Annotated in this window: 14 protein-coding genes and 2 pseudogenes; 9 read left to right on the top strand and 7 right to left on the bottom strand. The window is 67.4% G+C overall.

The window, feature by feature from the left end; all coding sequences use genetic code 11:
- Positions 1 to 12: 12 nt before the first annotated feature.
- The 6 genes and pseudogenes from QM809_RS16680 to QM809_RS16655 all read left to right on the top strand — a co-directional run bounded on the left by QM809_RS16680 (position 13) and on the right by QM809_RS16655 (position 9,091).
- Positions 13 to 1,206: an AAA family ATPase gene (locus QM809_RS16680; protein ID WP_415046816.1), complete on the top strand. Its 1,194-nt coding sequence runs from the start codon at positions 13 to 15 to the stop codon at positions 1,204 to 1,206.
- Positions 1,203 to 1,799, top strand: a complete 597-nt coding sequence (locus QM809_RS16675; protein WP_415046815.1) for a DUF4276 family protein — start codon at positions 1,203 to 1,205, stop codon at positions 1,797 to 1,799. The genes QM809_RS16680 and QM809_RS16675 overlap by 4 nt, the downstream gene beginning before the upstream one ends.
- 25 nt (positions 1,800 to 1,824) lie before the next feature.
- A complete protein-coding gene (locus QM809_RS16670; protein WP_415046814.1) occupies positions 1,825 to 3,510 on the top strand; it encodes a DUF262 domain-containing protein in 1,686 nt (561 codons plus the stop codon).
- Positions 3,511 to 3,521: 11 nt separating this feature from the next.
- Positions 3,522 to 4,748, top strand: a complete 1,227-nt coding sequence (locus QM809_RS16665; protein WP_415046813.1) for a type II toxin-antitoxin system HipA family toxin — start codon at positions 3,522 to 3,524, stop codon at positions 4,746 to 4,748.
- Between the two features lie 202 nt (positions 4,749 to 4,950).
- Positions 4,951 to 8,149 (top strand): annotated as a pseudogene (locus tag QM809_RS16660) (type I restriction endonuclease subunit R).
- A gap of 339 nt (positions 8,150 to 8,488) precedes the next feature.
- Complete coding sequence (locus QM809_RS16655; RefSeq protein ID WP_415046812.1) at positions 8,489 to 9,091, top strand: DM13 domain-containing protein; 603 nt, start codon at positions 8,489 to 8,491, stop codon at positions 9,089 to 9,091.
- Here QM809_RS16655 and QM809_RS16650 read toward each other — a convergent pair.
- From QM809_RS16650 to QM809_RS16640, 3 genes are all read right to left on the bottom strand, one after another.
- Positions 9,037 to 9,429 (bottom strand): hypothetical protein, encoded by a 393-nt coding sequence (locus QM809_RS16650; RefSeq protein WP_415046811.1) that lies wholly within the window; start codon positions 9,427 to 9,429, stop codon positions 9,037 to 9,039. The two genes, QM809_RS16655 and QM809_RS16650, sit on opposite strands and share 55 nt — an antisense overlap.
- 161 nt (positions 9,430 to 9,590) lie before the next feature.
- Entirely contained in the window at positions 9,591 to 11,384 is a 1,794-nt protein-coding gene (locus tag QM809_RS16645) for an amino acid carrier protein (RefSeq protein ID WP_415046810.1), read from the bottom strand.
- A gap of 176 nt (positions 11,385 to 11,560) precedes the next feature.
- Positions 11,561 to 12,013: a hypothetical protein gene (locus QM809_RS16640; RefSeq protein WP_415046809.1), complete on the bottom strand. Its 453-nt coding sequence runs from the start codon at positions 12,011 to 12,013 to the stop codon at positions 11,561 to 11,563.
- 256 nt (positions 12,014 to 12,269) lie between these two features.
- Between QM809_RS16640 and QM809_RS16635 the strand changes: the two are divergent.
- Positions 12,270 to 13,332: pseudogene (locus QM809_RS16635) on the top strand (LLM class flavin-dependent oxidoreductase).
- 87 nt (positions 13,333 to 13,419) lie between these two features.
- Positions 13,420 to 13,812: a GNAT family N-acetyltransferase gene (locus QM809_RS16630; RefSeq protein ID WP_415046808.1), complete on the top strand. Its 393-nt coding sequence runs from the start codon at positions 13,420 to 13,422 to the stop codon at positions 13,810 to 13,812.
- 37 nt (positions 13,813 to 13,849) lie between these two features.
- Here QM809_RS16630 and QM809_RS16625 read toward each other — a convergent pair whose 3' ends face one another.
- A complete protein-coding gene (locus tag QM809_RS16625) occupies positions 13,850 to 14,887 on the bottom strand; it encodes a YihY/virulence factor BrkB family protein (protein WP_415046807.1) in 1,038 nt (345 codons plus the stop codon).
- 13 nt (positions 14,888 to 14,900) lie between these two features.
- A complete protein-coding gene (locus QM809_RS16620) occupies positions 14,901 to 15,905 on the bottom strand; it encodes an isopenicillin N synthase family dioxygenase (protein ID WP_415046806.1) in 1,005 nt (334 codons plus the stop codon).
- 131 nt (positions 15,906 to 16,036) lie between these two features.
- Between QM809_RS16620 and QM809_RS16615 the strand changes: the two genes are divergently transcribed.
- A complete protein-coding gene (locus tag QM809_RS16615) occupies positions 16,037 to 16,435 on the top strand; it encodes a rhodanese-like domain-containing protein (RefSeq protein ID WP_415046805.1) in 399 nt (132 codons plus the stop codon).
- A 49-nt stretch (positions 16,436 to 16,484) separates the two neighbouring features.
- Here QM809_RS16615 and nuoN read toward each other — a convergent pair whose 3' ends face one another.
- Entirely contained in the window at positions 16,485 to 18,170 is a 1,686-nt protein-coding gene (nuoN, locus tag QM809_RS16610; RefSeq protein ID WP_415046804.1) for an NADH-quinone oxidoreductase subunit NuoN, read from the bottom strand.
- Positions 18,167 to 19,873, bottom strand: a complete 1,707-nt coding sequence (locus tag QM809_RS16605; RefSeq protein WP_415046803.1) for an NADH-quinone oxidoreductase subunit M — start codon at positions 19,871 to 19,873, stop codon at positions 18,167 to 18,169. The genes nuoN and QM809_RS16605 overlap by 4 nt, the downstream gene beginning before the upstream one ends.
- Positions 19,874 to 19,883 lie beyond the last annotated feature (10 nt).

The following is a 19,883-nucleotide window of genomic DNA, read 5'->3' as shown; positions in this document are numbered from 1 at the left end:
AGGATGGATGCCATGACTGACCGCGAATTCATGGTGACGAGGATCATGCTGAAGCAGTTCCGAAGCTTGAAGGACATCGATGTGGAACTCGGTCGACTCACGGTTCTCGTCGGACCGAACGGGTCAGGCAAGAGCAACGTCCTGGATTCACTGCGACTGGTCGCCGAGTCTTTGACGTCGTCTCTCGATCAGGCGCTGCGGAACAGGGGTGGCGTCGGAGAGGTTCGGCGGCGCTCACAGGGGCACCCCACCCACTTCGGCATTCATCTGGAGTTCTCGGGTCAGGCCGCTGACGGGAGTGTGTTCACCGGCTTCTACGGATTCGAGGTGGGGGCGGTGAAAGGCGGCGGCTACCGGTTGGCCAAGGAGACGTGCCGTGTCGACGGCGCATCCGGGTCCACCTGGTTCAAGGTGGTCGGCGGCACTTTGAAGGGCGCCAGCGACGACGTCGCCGCCGTCATGCCCCCGGCCAACGATCAACGACTGTACCTCGTCGTGGCGGCAGGGCGCCCGGAGTTCTTGCCGGTCTACGAGGGGCTGTCCGGCATCACCGTGTTCAGCCCGGTGCCAGACGTGATCCGCCAGCCGCAGAGCCCGGACCTCGGGGACTACTTGAGTCGAGACGGGGCGAACCTCGCCTCGGTGATCCATCGCCTGGAGCGGACGAAGGACGGGAGGGCGGCGAAAGCGAGGATCGAAGATTATCTACGGGTGATCGTTCCGGGGATGAAAGGTGTATCCCGTGATTCTCTCGGGCCGTGGGAGACGTTGGAGTTCACTCAGGAGGTCTCCGGCAGTGACGCTCCCTGGCGGTTCCCCGCACAATCGGTCTCCGACGGGACCCTCCGGGCGCTGGCCGTGCTCACCGCGCTCTTCGCCAGCGCGGGGCGAGTCCTCGGTCCGATCGGGGTGGAGGAACCGGAGAGCGCCTTGCATCCGGCGGCGGCCGCCGTGCTCATGGACGCTCTCCGCGATGCGAGTGAACGGCGACAGGTGATCGTCACCAGCCACAGTGCCGACCTGCTGGACCGTGACGATTTCCGCGTCGACGAGATTCTCGCGGTTCGCTCCGTCGGCGGTGAGACCATCGTCGGGCGTGTGGACGCGGGCGGAGAGATAGCACTGCGGGAAAGTCTCTACACTCCCGGGGAACTGCTTCGTAGCGATCAACTCCTGCCTGCCACACCGGTGAGGAGTCCCGAATGAGCCGATACGCAGCACCGGTGATCGCCCCGATCGTCGAGGGCAAGGGTGAGCAGGAAGCGATCGGGGTTCTCATCCGGAAAATCGCTGCCGTGCAAGGCACATACGTGGACGTCGCTCCACCGTTCCGGGTGGATTCCGCGAAGATGCGTAAACCAGAGGAATTGAAGCGGGCGATACTCGTCCAGTCCGCTCGCGTTCCCGGAAATGGAGGCGTGCTGATCGTCCGCGACGGTGATGACAAGGACGTCGATTGTGTCGTCGAACTCGCCGCGGAGCTCGCATCGACTGTCACGCAGGTGGGTGCGATCGCCGAGGTGGTGATCGCCGCTCCCGAATTCGAAGCGTGGATTCTCGCCTCGATCGACACCGTCGGCAGTCATCGACTCATCTCGGATACGACGCCGATCCTCGACCCCGAATCACGACGTGACGCGAAAGGGCGGCTGCGCGCTGTCATGTCGGAGTCGTACCGGGAGACCATTCACCAGGCGGCGTTCGCACAGCTGATCGACGTCGGACGGGCTTCACAGCGGAGTCGCTCGTTTCGACGTCTCGTTCACGCCGTCGAGTCGCTCGCCACCGAGCGACGATGATCGAACCGATGAGGAGGGATTGCACATGTCCGGCAGTTTGAGCGCGCCACTGAAGGCTGAGGTCTTCGACGTGGAGGAACTGGTCGCCAAAGCATGGCAGGGTGAGGTCCGAATCCCCGCTTTCCAGCGGCCGCTGCGGTGGGGTTTCGAAGATGCTTGCCGCTTGATCGACAGCATTCTGCGGGGGTACCCGATCGGGAACCTCCTGATGTGGTCGCGGGCAGCTGACGCCGGAACGGTCCGGCTCGGAGCGCTCAGCATCGACGCGCCGGCTCTCGGCAGCGCATTGTGGGTGGTGGACGGGCAGCAGCGGGTGACGACGCTCGCCAACGTCTTCTCACCGGAAGGCAGTAAGGACTCTCGCTTCGGACTGAGCGTCGATCTCACCGACGAGCGCGTCGTCCGCACCAAGGAGTCCGCACCGTCGCACGTGATCCCGCTGCCCGTGCTGTTCGATCTCCAGGAACTCATGCGGTGGTTTCGGGACCGGCCGGAAGCGGAAGAATACTTCGACCGGGCCACCGGGGTCTCCAAGCGGATCCTGAAAGCACAGATCTCCGCATCGGTGGTGACGACCGGTGACGAGGACGTTCTCCGGGAGATCTTCGACCGGGTGAACAACTACGGCAAACGATTGAAGCGTTCCGAGGTCTTCGCGGCGTTGCATCCGGCCGAACCCTCCGACGACGACTGGAGTTCGTTCGCGTCGATCGCGGAATCGATCGACGCCGCCGAAAACTTCGGTCTGATCGACGTCGACACCGTGATGAAGGCGGTGCTCGCCAGGCGCGGTGCCGACATCACCCGCGATATCCGTCTGGAGTTCACGGAACGTCGTGGAACGAGCGATTTCCCGGACGAAGACGTCAAGACCGCCTACCGTCTGGGCGCGGAGTCGTTGACTGCAGCGGTGAATTTCCTGCAGCAGGAGGCCGGGGTTCCGCACATGGCTTTCCTGCCGTACAAGTATCTGCTGATCGTCCTCTCACGAGTTTTCGGCCACCACGACCTCTCCGAGCCGAGCCGGCGACGGCTTCTCAAGCGATGGTTCTGGCGTGCGGCGACCGCCGGACCGAGCGTGTTCCTCGGATCGGCGACCGGCGCGGCCCGGGCGCTCTGCACACGAGTCGTTCCCGACGATGCCGATAAGACACTTCTCGGGCTGCTCGATGCGGTGCCGGAGGATCGACTCGTGACTCCTGACGTGTGCCAGTTCCGAACGAACCACGCGACCGGAAAGATCATCGCGTGCGCGATGTGGGCGCTCGAACCCCGATCGCTCGTGTCGGGGACCGTGCTCACCGGTGTCGACCTGTCCGCGGCGCTCGACGAAGTACAGACTCCGCGGGATGCGCTGCTGTCCGTCGTCGGTCGCGGTCGGTTGCCGAACGATGTGGCGAACGAGGTCGGACGTTGGCTGCTGCTACCCGACACCGACATCTCGGCAGTGGAGGTGGAAGACCGTCTCGTCACCGGGGATCTCGATGGTCGGGTACTGGCATCCCATGCGATCTCGGAGACTTCGCTCGCGAAACTGGCGGATACCGATGTCATCGGATTCGTGCGGGAACGTAGCCGAGATCTGCAGGTGATCGTCGACGATTTCCTTCGCGTGCGGTGGGAGCAGGGATTCGAGTCGAGGTCGGCGTTGTCGGCCTACGTCTTCGACGATCCGGAAGACGACGCAGACGAAGCACCGGCGGTCGGCTGAGAGGTGTGCGGATGACCAGCGATACACGGATGCTCAGAGTGACGCTTCACGGGAGAGTCGTCGGTCATCTGCGCCGTCACGGCAACGTGAGCTGGTTCGACTTCGATGAGCAGTACCTCGCGGACCCCGATCGTCCGGTGCTCGGGTTGAACTTCGAAGAGAACCCCACGGCCGCCGTTCGCGGAACGAATCGCTTACCGGTTTGGTTCTCGAACCTTCTTCCGGAAGGTGTGTTGCGGGAGTGGATCGCTCGGGATCTCGACGTATCGGTCGACCGTGAGTTCGAACTGCTGGCTCACGTCGGGCACGACCTGCCTGGAGCGGCGGTGTTCACGGAAGTCGATTCCGACGATCGCGAACTGCCCACCGCTGCCGTCGAGGAGACAGGAAATGCGGCCCGAGACGAGAGTTCACTGTGGCGATTCTCTCTCGCTGGTGTCGAGTTGAAGTTCTCGATGCTGCGCGCAGGAGAACGGTTCACCTGTCCTGCTCACGGTGCGGACGGAGACTGGATCGCCAAACTTCCGGGTACGACGTTCCCCGGACTGCCCGCGAACGAGTTCGCGATGATGTCGCTGGCGCGTGCGGTCGGTATCGATGTGCCTGAGATCCGGATGGTCCATCGTGATCAACTGCATGGCCTACCTGCCAACGCGTGGCGCAGCGCCGAGGAATGGGCGTATGCGGTGAAGCGATTCGACCGCAATGCGGATGGCAGCCGCAAGCACATCGAAGATCTGGCGCAGATCAGATCGATGTATCCGGATGACAAGTACCTCGGCAACTATGAGACCGTGGCCGGACTCCTGTATCGCGGCCACGACATCGAGAGTCTTCGGGAGTTCGCACGCCGCCTCGCGCTCTTCGTCGTGATCGGCAACGGTGACGCACACCTGAAGAACTGGTCCGTCCTCTACTCCGACCCGAGGTCGCCGCGGATATCACCGGCCTACGACATCGTCGCGACAGCGATGTACAACCCAGACGGCAGCAGTGCCGAGCAGCTGAGCCTCAAACTCAACGGTGCCCGTCGTTTCGAAAGCATCCGGCTGGCTGATTTCGAACGTGTGGAACGGAAGCTCCATGCGCAGGGTGCGGCCTTGGCAGAGGTGGTGCGAGACCTGATAGCAGTGGTGCCCGCTGCCTGGGAGGAGATCCGTGCGGTGTCGTCGATCGATTCGACTGATGCGGAGATGATCACGCGGACAGTGGCAGAGCGGTGTCGACAACTGCGGTAGCGGCCGTCCCGGAACGTGAGGGTGATGAGACATCCGGTTCCTCAGGTCGAACCGGCAGCTTGACGATTATTTGCATGATTCCACTCGATAAGGACCGTTATCTCCTAGATCAATGTTTGAATTCGCGAGATCGGGGCATGATGACGACATCGAACGCCATACGAAGAGACGTCCGACACGCGGACGAGGGGAGCGAAGACACATGGCCGGAGTCATGAACGAAGACGATTGGGAGGCCTGGACGCTCGACCAGCTGGCCGGGCTCGACTGGCGGTATCGTGCGGGCAAGGACGTCGCACCCGGCAGCGGGGAACGCGAGTCCTGGCGTGACATCGTGCTGCTCGGCACGTTGCGGCAGGCGCTGGAGAACCTCAATCCCGACGTCCCGATCGAGTACCTTCACCAGGCGATATCGGATGTGACGGGGCCGAAGTCGCAGGACGCGATCACCGAGAGCTTCCGTCTCCACGACATCCTGGTCAACGGGTACCGCGGCATCTCCTACATCGATCACGAAGGCCGTGAGGTGACGCCGACGATCCGCTTCGTCGCCGGCGATCCCGCCCGGAACAAGTATCACGCGGTGAACCAGGTGACCATCCGGAGCCGCGAGCACGAGCGACGATTCGATGTGGTCCTCTACATCAACGGACTCCCCGTCTCGATCATCGAACTCAAGCGTGCCGGATCGTCGACCGCCACCAGCGAGGTCGCGTACAACCAGATCCAGACCTATCTCCGCGAGTTTCCGATGGCGTTCCGATTCGCGGACCTCGTCGTCGTCTCCGACGTCACCACCGCACGGTATGGCACGCCCTTCACGCCGTGGAACCACTTCGCGCCGTGGAACGTCGACGACGACGGCGCCACCGTGGCACTGGGCGCTCCCGGTGACGACGGCGAACCGATGAACGAGCTCGAAGACCACCCTCGCCGGGGTCTACAACGTCGACCGGTTCGGCCAACTGCTCCGCGACTTCACTGCCTACGACCAGTCCGACTCCGGTCTGGCCATGCGCATCGCCAAACCGCACCAGTACTTCGCCGTCACGAAGGCGGTGGCGAGCACCGTCGCCGCCGTCGACTCCGACGGCCGTGCCGGTGTCGTCTGGCACACCCAGGGATCCGGCAAATCGATGGAGATGGAACTGTACACGGCGAAGGCGATGCGTCATCCGCGGCTGGCCAACCCCACCGTCGTGGTGTTGACCGACCGCACCGAACTCGACACGCAGCTCTTCGACGGGTTCAACGTCTCGGTGCTGCTGCCCGAGCACCCGCGGCAGGTCAGCAGTCGCGACGAGCTGCGGACCGAGTTGGCCGGGCGCCGCAGCGGCGGCATCTATTTCACGACGCTGCAGAAGTTCGGTCTCACCAAGTCGGAGAAGGAATCCGGCGCCGACCATCCGTTGCTGTCCGATCGGCGCAACGTGATCGTGATGGCCGACGAAGCCCACCGGAGCCACTACGACACCATCGACGGGTATGCGCGGCACCTGCGCGATGCGCTCCCGAACGCGACACTCATCGCGTTCACCGGCACCCCGATCCGGGAGGTCGAACGAGACACCCGCAAGGTCTTCGGCGACGACATCGACGTCTACGACCTGCACCGCGCGGTCGCCGACGGTGCGACGGTGCCGGTCTCGTTCGAGCCGCGCCTGATCAAGCTCGCCCGTGCGCCCGGACTCGACGACGACGAGATCGACGACGTCGCCGACGAGCTCACCGCGGGACTCGATGAAGCAGACAAGGATCGGATCCAGCGCAGTGTCGCCGTGCTCGACACCGTCTACGGGGCGCCGGAACGTCTGAGTCATCTCGCCGACGACCTCGTCAAACACTGGGAGGTGCGGCGTGACGTGATGGGTCCGTTCCTCGGCGGACCGGGTAAAGCGATGATCGTCTGTGCGACACGGACGATCGCCGCGAGGCTGTACGAGGAACTGATCGATCGCCGTCCCGACTGGCATGACGACGCCGATGACAAGGGCGTGGTCAAGGTGGTCTACACGGCCAGTCCAGGGGATCCTCCCGAGATCACGAAGCACATGCGTCGCCCCAGTGCCATCGCTGCGGTGAAACAGCGGGTCAAGGATCCCGACGACGAACTCGAGATCGTGATCGTCAAAGACATGATGCTGACCGGGTTCGATGCGCCGGCCCTGCACACGCTCTACATCGACCGGCCGCTCAAGGGCGCGCTGCTGATGCAGACCCTGGCGCGCGTCAACCGCACTTACCGGGGCAAACAGGATGGTCTGCTGGTGGCGTACGCGCCGCTCGCCGACAATCTGACCAAGGCGCTGCGGGAGTTCACCCGCGATACGGATGCATCGGGCGATCGGTTGGTCGGGCGCGACGTCGCCGAGGAGACGGCTATCGTCATGTCGCTGTTGGCCGAGCTCGACGGGACCGTCGGTACTAGGTGGAAGGAGACCGTCCGGGCCAGCGGTTATCCCAAGGCCCTCGCCGAGGTCACCAGTATGCTGCTTTCGCCGAGCACATCAGGAAACTCGGATCCGACCGATCCGAACATCAGGCCGTTGCGGGACCTGTTCCGGGACAAGAGCGCCAAGTTGGCCCGGGTATGGGCGCTCGCCGCAGGCGGAGCGGAGAATCTGGACTTAGAGCGGGTACGGCCCGAAGTCCGCTTCTACGAGGAGGTCCGCACCTGGCTTGCCAAACGCGACGCCGCCGATCGGATGAGTCGCGGTGAGCCGATCCCCGACGAGATCCGGCGTCGACTGGGCGACCTCATCGTCACCTCCGCGACAGGTGACGGCGTGATCGACATCTACCGCGAAGCCGGACTCGAGCTTCCCGACCTGCAGTATCTGACACCGGAATGGGTACACGACGCGCAGTCGGAGTCGAAGGTCCACCTCGCGATCGAAGCGCTCAAAGCGAGTCTGCAAGAGGGGGCGAGAAAAGCGACGGGCAATAACGAGGTCCGCCGGAAGCAGTTCTCGCAGCGGATCAACGAACTGATGATGAAGTACACCAATCAGCAGATCACCGCGGCGGAGGTACTCGCCGAACTCGCCGACATGGCCAAGGACGTCACGTCGGAGGCGGACCGCGGGAAGTCGTTCGACCCGCCGCTCTCCGACGACGAGCTGGCGTTCTACGACGTCGTGCATCAGAACGAGTCCGCCGTGGATGTGATGGGCGACGACGTGCTGGCACAGATCGCCAGGGACCTGGTGGCCGCCATGCGGCGCGACACTCGGGTCGACTGGACCGTGCGCGAAGACGTCCGCGCCAAGTTGCGGACCTCGATCAAACGGCTGCTCCGTAAGTACAAGTACCCGCCGGATCAACAGCCGGCTGCGATCGCCGAAGTGATGAGCCAGATGGAGTCGATGGCACCTCGCTTTGCGGCAGAGAAGTACATATAAGCTCCGGGTCGGACAGACGGTGTGGTGGCAGGTCGTCGGTAGTCGGCAGACAGGTGTCCTCACGGCCTGGTTTTCGCGGGATGCTGTCGATGAACTCCGGGTGCGTGAGCCGGAGAAAGTGTCGAGAAATTCGAGGTATCCCGAAGTGATAACCGGATGAATCCGGTGTTCTTCCTGATCTGGGCGGAAGACGGCCGTATCGTCGGTGTATGGCAGACCCCGAGCCGCCGCGCGAGTCTCGACCGGCCGGAATCGCCGACCGGTCCAGCGAATCGGCGGGCTGCGTCGTCGTACCCGGTGGATCCTCGGTGCGGTCGCGGGGGTGATCGTCGTCGCTCTGTGGTGGGGGGGGCTGCGCTGTTCCAGCCGTGGCTGTTCTGGGTGAATCACGAGGTGGCCGACGTGATCCCGTCGGCCACCACCCGTGCACCGGCCGAGGCGGACCGGACCGTGGAATCTCAGACCGAGGCATCTCGAGCCGAGGCGTCCGAGATGTTCGAGGTGATGTCGCGGGGGCCGATCGTCGTGCGTTCGGGGACGTTCCTCAGCCACGAGCACGAGACGACCGGGAAGGCGTCGATCATCCAGGTCTCGGACGGGACCAGACTGCTGGCGATCGAGGACCTGAGTACCACGTCGGGCCCCGACGTACACGTCTGGTTGTCGGCGGGCGAGGCGATTCCGGGGCGGGACGGTTGGCTCACCGCGGGCCGGGCGCCGCATGTCGACCTCGGCGACATCAAGGGGAACCGCGGTGACCAGGTGTACCGACTGCCCGCCGACGTGGGATCTGGCGGAGTACGACGCCGTCGTGCTCTGGTGCGTATGGTTCGGGGTCTCGTTCGGTGCTGTCGCGCTGGAGGCGCAGTGATCGGACTCGGCGTCGATCAGAGGAAGAACGTCGCGCTCTCGAAGAGGATCTCGCCGTCGCGGCAGTGGTAGGTCTCGGTGCCCTTGGCGCCGTTCTGCAGATCGACGACGAGGTAGCCGTACTCGCCGTTCGCCGTGAGGGTGGTGAGGGTGTAGACCGGTTCGACGCCGTCACGCGGCGCGCCGAGCGTCTGCATCATGGCGGGAAGCTCGGTCTCGACCCACTCCTCGACGCCCTGGCGCCCGACCACCGGCCCCTCGGCGAAACTGGTGTGGACGACGCAGTCCTCGGCGTAGTCGGCGGCGATCACGGCCGGATCCATCGTGGACATGGCTCGCATGTGGCTCTGCAGGACGGCCATGGTGGCGGCCGAGGTGGCGTCGAGCTCTTCCGGTGTGGTGAGGGTCATCTCTCTCCTTGTGTCGATGTGAGGTGTGACACGTTCATCATGTCCGCGGAGGAGAGTGCGGAGTGTGCAAGTTCTCGGACATCGTGCCGCGGCACGAAAGCACCGAGCCGGCGACGGGATCGCATCCCGTCGCCGGCTCGGCGTGTCGTCGTCGTCCGGTTTTAGGCCATCAGGAGTGCGACGATCCAGATCGTGAGCACGGCCAGCCCGAGGTATCCGAGCACCAGGCCCGCGATCGCCGGTCCACGACCCCGCTGGTCGTTCTGTGCACCGATCCGGCCCAGCGCGACATGCCCCAGCACCACGCCGACGAGACCGAGGCCGAGCACGGAGAACACCAGCGACAGGATCGGCAAGGCGCCGGCGGCTCCCGTCCCTCCCTGCGGGGTGTCGTCGACCCGGGCCGGTGCCGCCTGCTTCTCCAGCAGGCCGACGGACGACGACGCCGCGCCGCCGGGCGATCCCGGGGGATCGGACAGGGGAGGCTCGCCGTCCATCGCGCGCTCGTTGTTCCGCCATTCCCGGTAGCCGGGATCGTCGAGGAAGTGCTCGTCGATCTGCTGCTGCGTGGCGGCGAGCTTCGGGTCGAACGACAGGTACTTCTTGGTCTCCCGGGCCACCAGGCCGGAGAGGATCAGGATGCCGATGAGGTTCGGGATCACCATGAAGCCGTTCATGATGTCGGCGAAGGTCCAGACGATCTCCAGCGGGATGGTGGAGCCGACGAAGGCCATGACCACCCACACCAGCCGGAAGGGGAGGACGGCCCGGGTGCCGACGGCCCGCTCGATCGCGCGTTCGCCGTAGTACGACCAGCCCCACAGGGTGGTGAGCGCGAACAGCAGCAGGCAGAAGGAGACGACGTAGCCGCCGACGGTGCTGCCGGGCAGGCCCTGGTTGAACGCATCGGTGGTCAGGCGCACGCCGGTGAGTGCCGCACCGGCGTCGTCGACCTTCTCGTACGCCCCCGAGACCACGATCACCAGCGCGGTGAGGGTCACCAGGATGATGGTGTCGATGAAGGTCTGGGTCATCGACACCAGGCCCTGTCGCACCGGATGGCTGGTCTGCGCGGCGCCGGCGGCGATGGCGGCCGAGCCCATGCCGGACTCGTTGGAGAACAGGCCGCGGGCCAGGCCGAACTGGATCGCGGCGATCACCGTGGCGCCGAGGAAGCCGCCCGCGGCGGCGGTGCCGGTGAACGCGTCGGACAGGATGGTCGCGACGGCGGCCGGGATCTCGGTGACGAAGGCGGCCAGGACCCACACCTGGGCGATGATGAAGACGACGATCATGACCGGCACGATCCGGGCGGCGTAGCTGCTGATGCTCTTGATGCCGCCGATGAGCACGGCCAGGGTGACCAGCGAGACCACCAGGCCGGTGACCCAGGTGGGGATCGAGAAGGTGTCGTTCATCGCCTCGGACATCGAGTTGGCCTGCACCATGTTGCCGATGCCGAAGCTGGCGAGGATGGTGAAGAGGGTGAACGCCCAGGCCAGGACGACGCCGATCGGGCCGAGGTATCTCCCCTTGAGGCCCTTGGTGAGGTAGTACTGCGGACCGCCGTTGCGGTGGCCGTGCTCGTCGACGGTCCGGAACCGGACGGCCAGGAACGACTCGCTGTACTTCAGGGCCATGCCGAAGACGCCGCTGACCCACATCCAGAAGATGGCACCGGGGCCGCCGAGGGCGATCGCGGTCGCGACACCGGCGATGTTGCCGGTGCCGATCGTCGCGGCCATCGCGGTGGCGAGCGCACGATACTGGGAGACGTCGCCGCTGGCGCCGTCGTCCTGGCGCCGGATGAGACCGAGATGCAGGGCCGCGCCGGTGCGGGCGAACTGGATGCCGCCCAGCCGGAAGGTCATGTAGACGCCGGTGCCCAGGAGCAACGGGATGAGGACGAACGGTCCCCACACCACCTTCGATATCGCGCTGAGTATCTCGTTCAATCCATCCACTGCCAGGTCCTGTCCGGTGCCCACGGCACCTCACGCCGGTGGTTTCGGCGTCGACGCCGAATATTCGTTCCGGAATCGTAGCGGGGAGGTCGAAGCCCGGTACGAGGGACCTGGGAGGAATGCCGGGCTGCGGGTCGTCGTCGTTCGGGCCCGACGACGACCCGGTCTCAGCTGCTCTCGGGCAGGGCGTCCTTCCAGTTCACCCAGAATCCGGCGTTGTTCAGCGGATTCTCGGCCTGGGCGGCCTGGGCGTACCCGAGTATCGAGGTGCCCGGTCGGCAGCCCTTCGTCCTGATCGAATGGGTGATGGACGACGTGCCGGGCTTCAGCACGCCGGGCCGGTCGCCGTCGACCCGGACCGTCTTCGCGGTGCCGCCGACCCGGGTCACCCGGACCCCGGTCAGGGGGGTGCCGCCGGTGTTCTTCACTCCGAGAGTTCGTCGGGTCTGCCAGAGGGGGAGCGGGTTGCCCGGCCATGCGCCGAACGTGCAGACGGCGCCGCCGAGGATCTGCAGGTCGCCCGGAGCCGCGGCGGTCGCGGGGGCGGGAGCGAGCAGGGCGCCGGCGCCGACGACACCGGCGGCGAGCGCCGCGACGGTCCGCTTCAGAGACTTCTTCATGGTCGTGCCTCTCGGGTCGTGGGTTCACCAATGCGGGGATCCGTCGGGATCCGCTGCTGTCTCCGCGGTCGGAGACCGTGCCCGTCTTCGAGGCTATCGGTGGGGACTTTCGTCCCGTTCGACCAGGTCCAAGGGCATTTCGGTGCCGTGGTCCGGGACGGCGGAGTGCCGCGTGTCGCGGTGTCGGGACGGCTGCGACATCGGTTCGGAACCCACCGCCGGAATATAAACGGACCACGGTACGGTTATGGATGTCATGAAGAAAATAGGATTCCTCTCCTTCGGGCACTGGTCCACCGGCGCCGGGTCGCATACCCGCAGCGCGGGCGACGCCCTGAAACAGTCCATCGAGCTGGCCGTGGCCGCCGAAGAACTGGGCGTCGACGGCGCCTACTTCCGGGTGCACCACTTCGCCCGTCAGCTCGCCTCGCCGTTCCCGCTGCTCGCCGCGATCGGCGCACGGACCAGCCGGCATCGAGATCGGCACCGGAGTCGTCGACATGCGTTACGAGAACCCCTGGTACGCCGCCGAGAGCGCCGCGGCCGCCGATCTGATCGCCGACGGCCGCCTGCAGCTGGGCATCTCGCGCGGCTCGCCCGAGCAGGTGATCGAGGGCTACCGGTACTTCGGCCACCGACCGGGCGAGGGACGGACCGACGCCGACATGGCCCGGGAGCACACCGACGTCTTCCTGCGGATGCTCGACGGCGAGGGCTTCGCCGAGCCGAATCCGCGACCGATGTTCCCGAACCCGCCCGGACTGCTGCCGCTGGAACCGCACGCACCGGGCCTGCGCGAACGCATCTGGTGGGGTTCGGGCACCCGGGCCACCGCCGAGTGGACCGCGCGCCAGGGGATGAACCTGATGAGCTCGACGCTGCTCACCGAGGACACCGGCGTGCCCTTCCACCGGTTGCAGGCCGAACAGATCCAGCTGTTCCGCGAGGAGTGGGACAGGCACGGCTGGGGACGCGAACCGCGCGTCTCGGTCAGCCGCAGCATCTTCGCGCTGGTCGACGACAGGGACCGCGCCTACTTCGGTCTGCGCGGCCGGGACGCCGAGGACCAGGTGGGTCGTCTCGACGGCGGCACCGCGCGCTTCGGGCGTTCGTACGCGGCGGAGCCGGACCGGCTGGTCGAGGAGCTGGCGAAGGACGAGGCGATCGCCGCCGCGGACACCCTGCTGCTCACCGTCCCGAACCAGCTGGGGGTCGCTTATTGTGCACACGTCTTGGAGTCGTTCGCGACGCATGTGGCTCCGGCTCTCGGTTGGCGTCCCGAGACCGAGGGTGCCGTCGGGGGAGAATCGACCTCATGAGGGCGATGCGATGATGGACCGATGAACGAGCCCGCTCCCCGATTCCTCCTCCGTCCGTCACGCGGCTCGACGGAGTATCCGGAACTCGTGGAGATCTGGCGTAGCGCCGTCCGCGCCACACACGACTTTCTCGACGAGTCCGATTTCGAGCGCATCGAAGCCGGTCTGATCTCCGGGTATCTTCCGGCCGTCTCGATACTCGTCGCCGATACCGATGGGGGACCGGTGGGCTTCGCCGGAGTCGCCGAGGGACGTCTCGAGATGCTCTTCGTGTCGGACTCGGCTCGCGGCAAAGGCGTCGGTACCGCGCTGCTCGACGAGGCCGTCGCGCGACACGGCGTGACCGAGGCGGATGTCAACGAACAGAATGCGGGAGCGCTCGGCTTCTACCTCAGTCGAGGTTTCGTGCAGGCGGGCCGGAGCGAACTCGACGGCGACGGCCGCCCCTATCCGCTCCTTCATCTGGAGATTCCCGCCTGAGCCGACCCGCTCTCTGCCGCGAGGAGCGAAGGGCCCGCTACCCGTCGTCCCGCCGCCGGGTTCTCTCGGCGATCAGCGGATCGTTGGTCCCCTCCGGGTCGAGGGGATTGCAGAACTCGACCGTGATGGTCTCGAATCCCTTGTTGCGCTGGGCCTGCGCCAGGTGCGTGTAGGTGCGCTCGTCGCCGGGCGTCAGCACGACGTCGTCGGTGAACTCGGTGAGCAGTGAACGCGGATACAGCTCGTCGACGCGGACCGCGTTGATCTCCATGCTGATCACCACCGTGACCGCCGCGAGGTAGAGGAACGCGATCAGGCCGAGGACGGTGGCGAAGACGCCGGTCACCGCCCCGGCCCGCGCGATCACCTGCTCCACGTATTCGCGGCCGAAGTGCTGCAGGGTCTGCCAGCCGAGCGAGGCGACCACGGCCCCGGCCAGGACGTCGCGGACGCTCACCTTCCGGGCGGTCCCGAACCGGAACGCGAAGACGAACACGCCGAGCGTGAGCAGCGTGGTGCCGGCCAGGGTCACCAGGTCGGTGATCCGGCCCGCGTGCGTCCGGGAGGCGACGATGCCGAGCGTGACCAGCCCGACCATCGCGACCCCGACCGTCATCAGCAGGACGAAGCCGCGCACCCGCACGAGGATCGGATTCGGGCGGGCGTTCCGCGGCACCGCCCAGATCACGTTCATCGCGTTCTGGCAGGCCACCGCGACCCCGAGCCCGCCGTAGATCGCGCCGGCCAGCCCGACGACGACGCTGACGAAACCCCCGCTCAGCCCGGTCGGGTCGCCGAGCTGATCGCCGACGACGGGGATCTGGCCGAGCACCGAGTCGACGATGCGGCCGCGCAGGGCGTCGTCGTGCTCCAGGACGACGCCGAGCACCGTCGTCATCACCAGGAGCAGCGGGAACAGCGAGACGAAGCCGTAGTAGGCGATCAGGGCGGCCAGGTAGCCGCCCTGATCGTCGAAGAACTTGTACAGGACGGCCAGGGGGAAGCCGGTCTTCGGATGTCGCAGCGTGAAGGCGTCGATGCGGGCCGCGAACCCCGCGGTACGACGGCGCCTCACGGTACGGCGGTGCTCAGTCGAGGAGGTCGGCGTGGTGGCGGGCCGCCACGTCCGGGTGCGCCCGCAGTCGGGCCTTGAGCATGTTCTCGCCGAACGTGCCGGAGATCGGGTTGGCCGGATCCTCGGTGACGCCCGGCGCCTGGGCGGCGAACTCGGGCGGAAGGGTCACGCGGGGCATGCGCGACGACAGCGCCGGATTGAAGAAGAACGGCACCGACAGTCGTTCGGTGCCCTCCGGCGGCGACTGCACCCGGTGCATGGTGGCCTTGAGGTAGCCGTCGGTGGCGAACTCCATCAGCTCGCCGATGTTCACCACGAAGGCGTCCTCGACCGGCGGGGCGTCGATCCAGCCGTCGCCGTGCTGCACCTGCAGGCCGCCCTTGCCGGGTTCGACCAGCAGGAGGGTGAGCACGCCCGGGTCCTTGTGCGCGCCGACGCCCTGCCGGTCGGCCGATTCCGGGCGCCCGGGGTAGCGGACCAGTTTCAGCAGGGTCGACGGCCGCTCGGCGAAGGCGTCGTCGAACACGTCGGCGGGGGAGCCGAGGCTGCGCGCCCACTCGCGCATCAGGCGCAGTCCGAGTGCGCCGCACCGCGCCTGCCAGTCGGTGATCACCTCGCGGAAACCGGGCAGGCTCAGCGGCCACAGATTGGGGCCGTCCAGGCGCAGGTAGGCGGGATCGTCGCCGAGCGACGGGTACTCGGCGGCGACGTCGATCTGTTCGCGCCAGTCGATCGCGCCCTGGGTGTACTCGCCGCCGAACCGGGTGTAGCCGCGGAACTGCGGGCTGGCGAGCATCTCGACGCCGAACTTGTCGGTGTCGGGGAGGGCGAAGAACGCCCGCGCGGTCTCGAAGAGCCGGTCGCGGACGTCGCGGTCGACACCGTGTCCCACCAGGTAGAAGAAGCCGACGTCGTGCGTGGCGATGCGCAGTGCGTCTCCGAAGGCGGCGCGGTCGTTCTCGTCGCCGTCGAGCAGCGACATGTCGACGATCGGCAGTTCTGTCAGGGCGCTGGTCATGGGTGTCCTTCCCTCGCTTCGGAGTCTTTCACGATATTCGTGCGAGCACTGCGGTACATAATAGATACAAGATGTACCCGAGGGTGCGACCGAGTAGGAGAACAGTCATGTCCCGAGCCCCAGGAACCCCGATGGACCGCAGTGCGGCCGACCTCGTCGCCGAGGCGAACGCGACGGTCCCGCCGCTGTCGCCTGCGGCGGCCGCCGACCTGCTCGACGACGAGTCGGTGCGCTTCGTCGACATCCGCGAACCGCAGGAGTGGGCCCGCGAGGGGACGATCCCCGGCGCGTACCGGGCGCCGCGCGGGATGCTCGAGTTCTGGGTGGACCCGGCGAGCCCCTACTACCGCCCGGCCCTCGACGACGGGCGCCGCCTGATCCTGTACTGCGGCTCGGCCTGGCGCTCGGCGCTCGCGGCGGCGAGTCTGCACCGGATGGGGGTGGACGTCGCGCACGTGGCGGGCGGTTTCAGCGCCTGGCGGGCCGCCGGTCATCCGGTGGCGCCGTACGACGAGCCCCCGAAGGCCTGACTCGCCCTCGCGAACCCCGGGTCCGCGTTCCGGCGCTCGGGCCCGGGGTTCAGGAGAGGAAGTCCCCGGCGGCGGCCGCGAGGTCGAGCAGCGGCTGCGGGAAGAACCCCAGGAACGCCGTCGCCGCGGCGCACACCCCGATCGGCACCGTGGTCAGGGCGCTCGGGGTGAGCACGTCGGGAGCCTCGTCGGGGGCCTCGGCGAAGAACATCGACACGATCACCCGCACGTAGAAGTACGCCGCGACCGCGCTGCACAGCACGCCGACCAGGACCAACGTCCAGGCCCCGTAGCCGCCCGCCGCGGCGAAGACCACGAACTTGCCGATGAATCCGCTGGTCAGCGGGATCCCCGCGAACGAGAGCAGGAACAACGACATCAACAGCCCGACCAGCGGACGACGACGACCGAGCCCCGCCCACGCCGACAGCGCGGCCTCCTCCCGGCCCGTCCCGTCGCGCACCACGGCGAGCAGGGCGAATCCGCCGAACGCGGCGAGCGCGTAACCGGCCACGTAGAAGAGGGTGCTGCCGATCCCGGCCGTCCCGAGCGTGATCGCGCCGACCAGGGCGAAGCCGACATGACTCACCGACGAGTATGCGAGCATGCGTTTGACGTCGCTCTGGGTCACCGCCATGAACGTGGCGATCACCATGGTCGCGATCGCGACCGCCCACATCGGCATCCGCCAGTCCGGTTCCAGCGGGGCGAAGCCGACGTGCAGCACCCGGAGGAGCGCGCCGAAGGCGGCGACCTTGGTGGCTGAGGCCATCAGCGCCGTGACCGGGGTGGGCGCCCCCTGGTAGACGTCGGGCACCCACGACCCGAACGGCACCGCACCCACCTTGAACAGCAGCCCCACCGACACCAGGACCACCGCGATCAGGGCGAGCGTCCGGTCCGCCGACCCGTGTGCGAGCGCCCGACCGATGCCGTCGAGCGCGAGGGTGCCGGTGGCCCCGTAGGCGAAGGCCGCGCCGAACAGGAACACCGCCGAGGCGAACGCGCCGAGGAGGAAGTACTTGAGCGAGGCCTCCTGGGACAGCAGACGACGACGCCGGGCCAGCCCGCACAGCAGGTACAGCGGCAGGGAGAGGACCTCCAGTGCGATGAACATCGTCAGCAGATCGCCGCACGCTCCGAACAGCATCATCCCGCCCACCGCGAACAGGGTCAGCGGGAACACCTCGGTGGTGATCGCGAACCGCGCCGCGGCCAGCTCGTCCGGCGATCCCGGCACCGTCGCGGCGGCCGGGGTGAACGCGTCGGCGGGCAGATCGTCGTCCGGTCGGCCCGTGCCGTCGGCGGCGACGCGGAGTCCGGCGGCGGTGTGCACCTCGGTCGGCGCCCAGACCCGGTCGAGCCGGCGTTCGCCCATGAACGCCACCGCGGCGATCGAGAGCAGCAGCACGGTGCCCTGCAGGAACAGGCTCGGACCGTCGATCACGACCGCACCGGAGACGGTCGACTCCGCCTCGGTCCCGCGCAGAGCGAGCACGACGACGCCGACGAACGCGACGACCAGTGCCGCCGACGCCAGCGTCAGCTGGATCCGGTGGCGCAGCCGTGAGACGGCGGCCGCGGACGCCCCGGTGACCCCGGGAGCCGCCGACAGCGCGGCCTCGACCAGCACGCTCACCACGGCCGCCCCGAACACGATCAGCATCGGGGCGAGCCGCGAGTACGCGATGCTCGGCGTCTGTACGGCGAGGGTCTCGATCGCGAGGGTCGTCATCGTGCACCTCCGGCCGTGGCGGACGGGTTCTCCGGGCCGGTCACGGTGTGCGCCACCGCCGGATCCACCAGATCCAGGATCGGCCCGGGGAAGAGCCCGAGCACCAGCAGCGCGGCGAGCAGCGGCGCCACCACGGCCTTCTGCCGCACCCCGAGGTCGCGGATCGACGTCGCACCGGACCCCTCGTCGTCGCGCGGACCCGGGAGCCGGACCGGGCCGCCGAACATCCGCTGGTAGGTCCACAGGATGTACAGCGCGGAGAGCACCAGCGCGCCCGCGGCCAGGACCGCGGCCACCGGATACCGGACGTAGGTGCCGATCAGCACCAGGAACTCGCTGACGAACGGCGCCAGACCGGGGAGCGAGAGCGTCGCGAGCCCGGCGACCAGGAAGGTCTCGGCGAGGACCGGCGCCACCTGCTGCACGCCGCCGTAGTCGGCGATGAGCCGGCTGCCGCGCTGGGTCACCAGGAATCCGGCGATCAGGAACAGCGCCGCGGTCGCGATCCCGTGATTGACCATGTACAGCGCCGAACCGGACTGCCCCTGCGCGGTCAGCGCGAAGATCCCGAGCACGATGAACCCGAAGTGCGAGATCGACGTGTAGGAGATCAGCCGCATCAGATCGGTCTGCCCGATCGCCAGGATCGCGCCGTACAGGATCGAGACCACGGCCAGCCCCGACACGATCGGCGCGAACACGGCCGCCGACTCCGGGAACAGTCCGAGGCAGAACCGCAGCATGGCGAAGGTGCCGACCTTGTCCATCACCGCCATCATCAGCACCGCGCTCGCCGGGGTGGCGGCGACCGCCGCGTCGGGCAGCCAGCCGTGCAGCGGCCACAGGGGAGCCTTCACCGCGAACGCGAAGAGGAAACCCAGGAACAGGAGGTGCAGGGTGGTCGACGACGCGGCCGACTCGCCGCGCTCGGCCATGGTGCTCAGCGCGGTGAGCGAGAAGGTCCCGCTTCCGGTGCGGGCGCTCACCGTGTACAGACCGATCACCGCGGCGAGCATCACGAGGCCGCCGAGCAGGTTGTAGAGCAGGAAGCGCACCGCCGCCTGCGACGACCCCCGCCGCCCGGCGTCTCCCCGCCGGTCGTCGTCCTCTCGTTGGTCGCCGTCCCTCCGTCGGTCGCCGTCTCCTCGCTGGTCGCCGTTCCTTCGCCGGTCGGTGTCCTTTCGCCGGTCGAGCGGAGTCGAGACCCCGTACCCGCCGATCAGGAAGTACATCGGGATCAGCATGGCCTCGAACACGAGGTAGAACAGCAGCACGTCGATCGCGACGAAGCTGATCAGCACCATCGCCTCGATGGCCAGGAACAGCGCGAAGTAGGCGTGCACGCGGCGCGGGGCCGATCCGTCGTCGTCGTGGCCGTGGCCGTCGCCGTCGACGTCCCGCCAGGCCGCGAGCAGCAGCAGCGGGGTCAGCAGTGCGGTGAGCAGGACCAGGGCGAGACCGATGCCGTCGAGCGCGAGCGTGTACCGGGCGCCGAGCGCCGGGATCCAGCTCACGTCCTCGACCAGCTGAAAACGCTGCCCGCCCGCGCCGCCGGGAGAGAACCGCACCGCCACGATCACGGCCCAGACCGCCGTCGCCGCGGCCGCCCCCAAGCCGAGCCGTTTGGCGAGTTCGGCGGCACGGGGCGGCAGCACGACGACCACCGCGGAGGCGACCGCCGGGATCAGCCAGAGAATCGTCAACCAGGGAACC

Origin of the sequence: Gordonia sp. (in: high G+C Gram-positive bacteria), assembly GCF_047600385.1 — a bacterium.
Lineage (GTDB): Bacteria > Actinomycetota > Actinomycetes > Mycobacteriales > Mycobacteriaceae > Gordonia.
The sequence above is the reverse complement of the archived record's forward strand: the minus strand, read 5'-3'. Positions and strand labels throughout refer to the sequence as shown.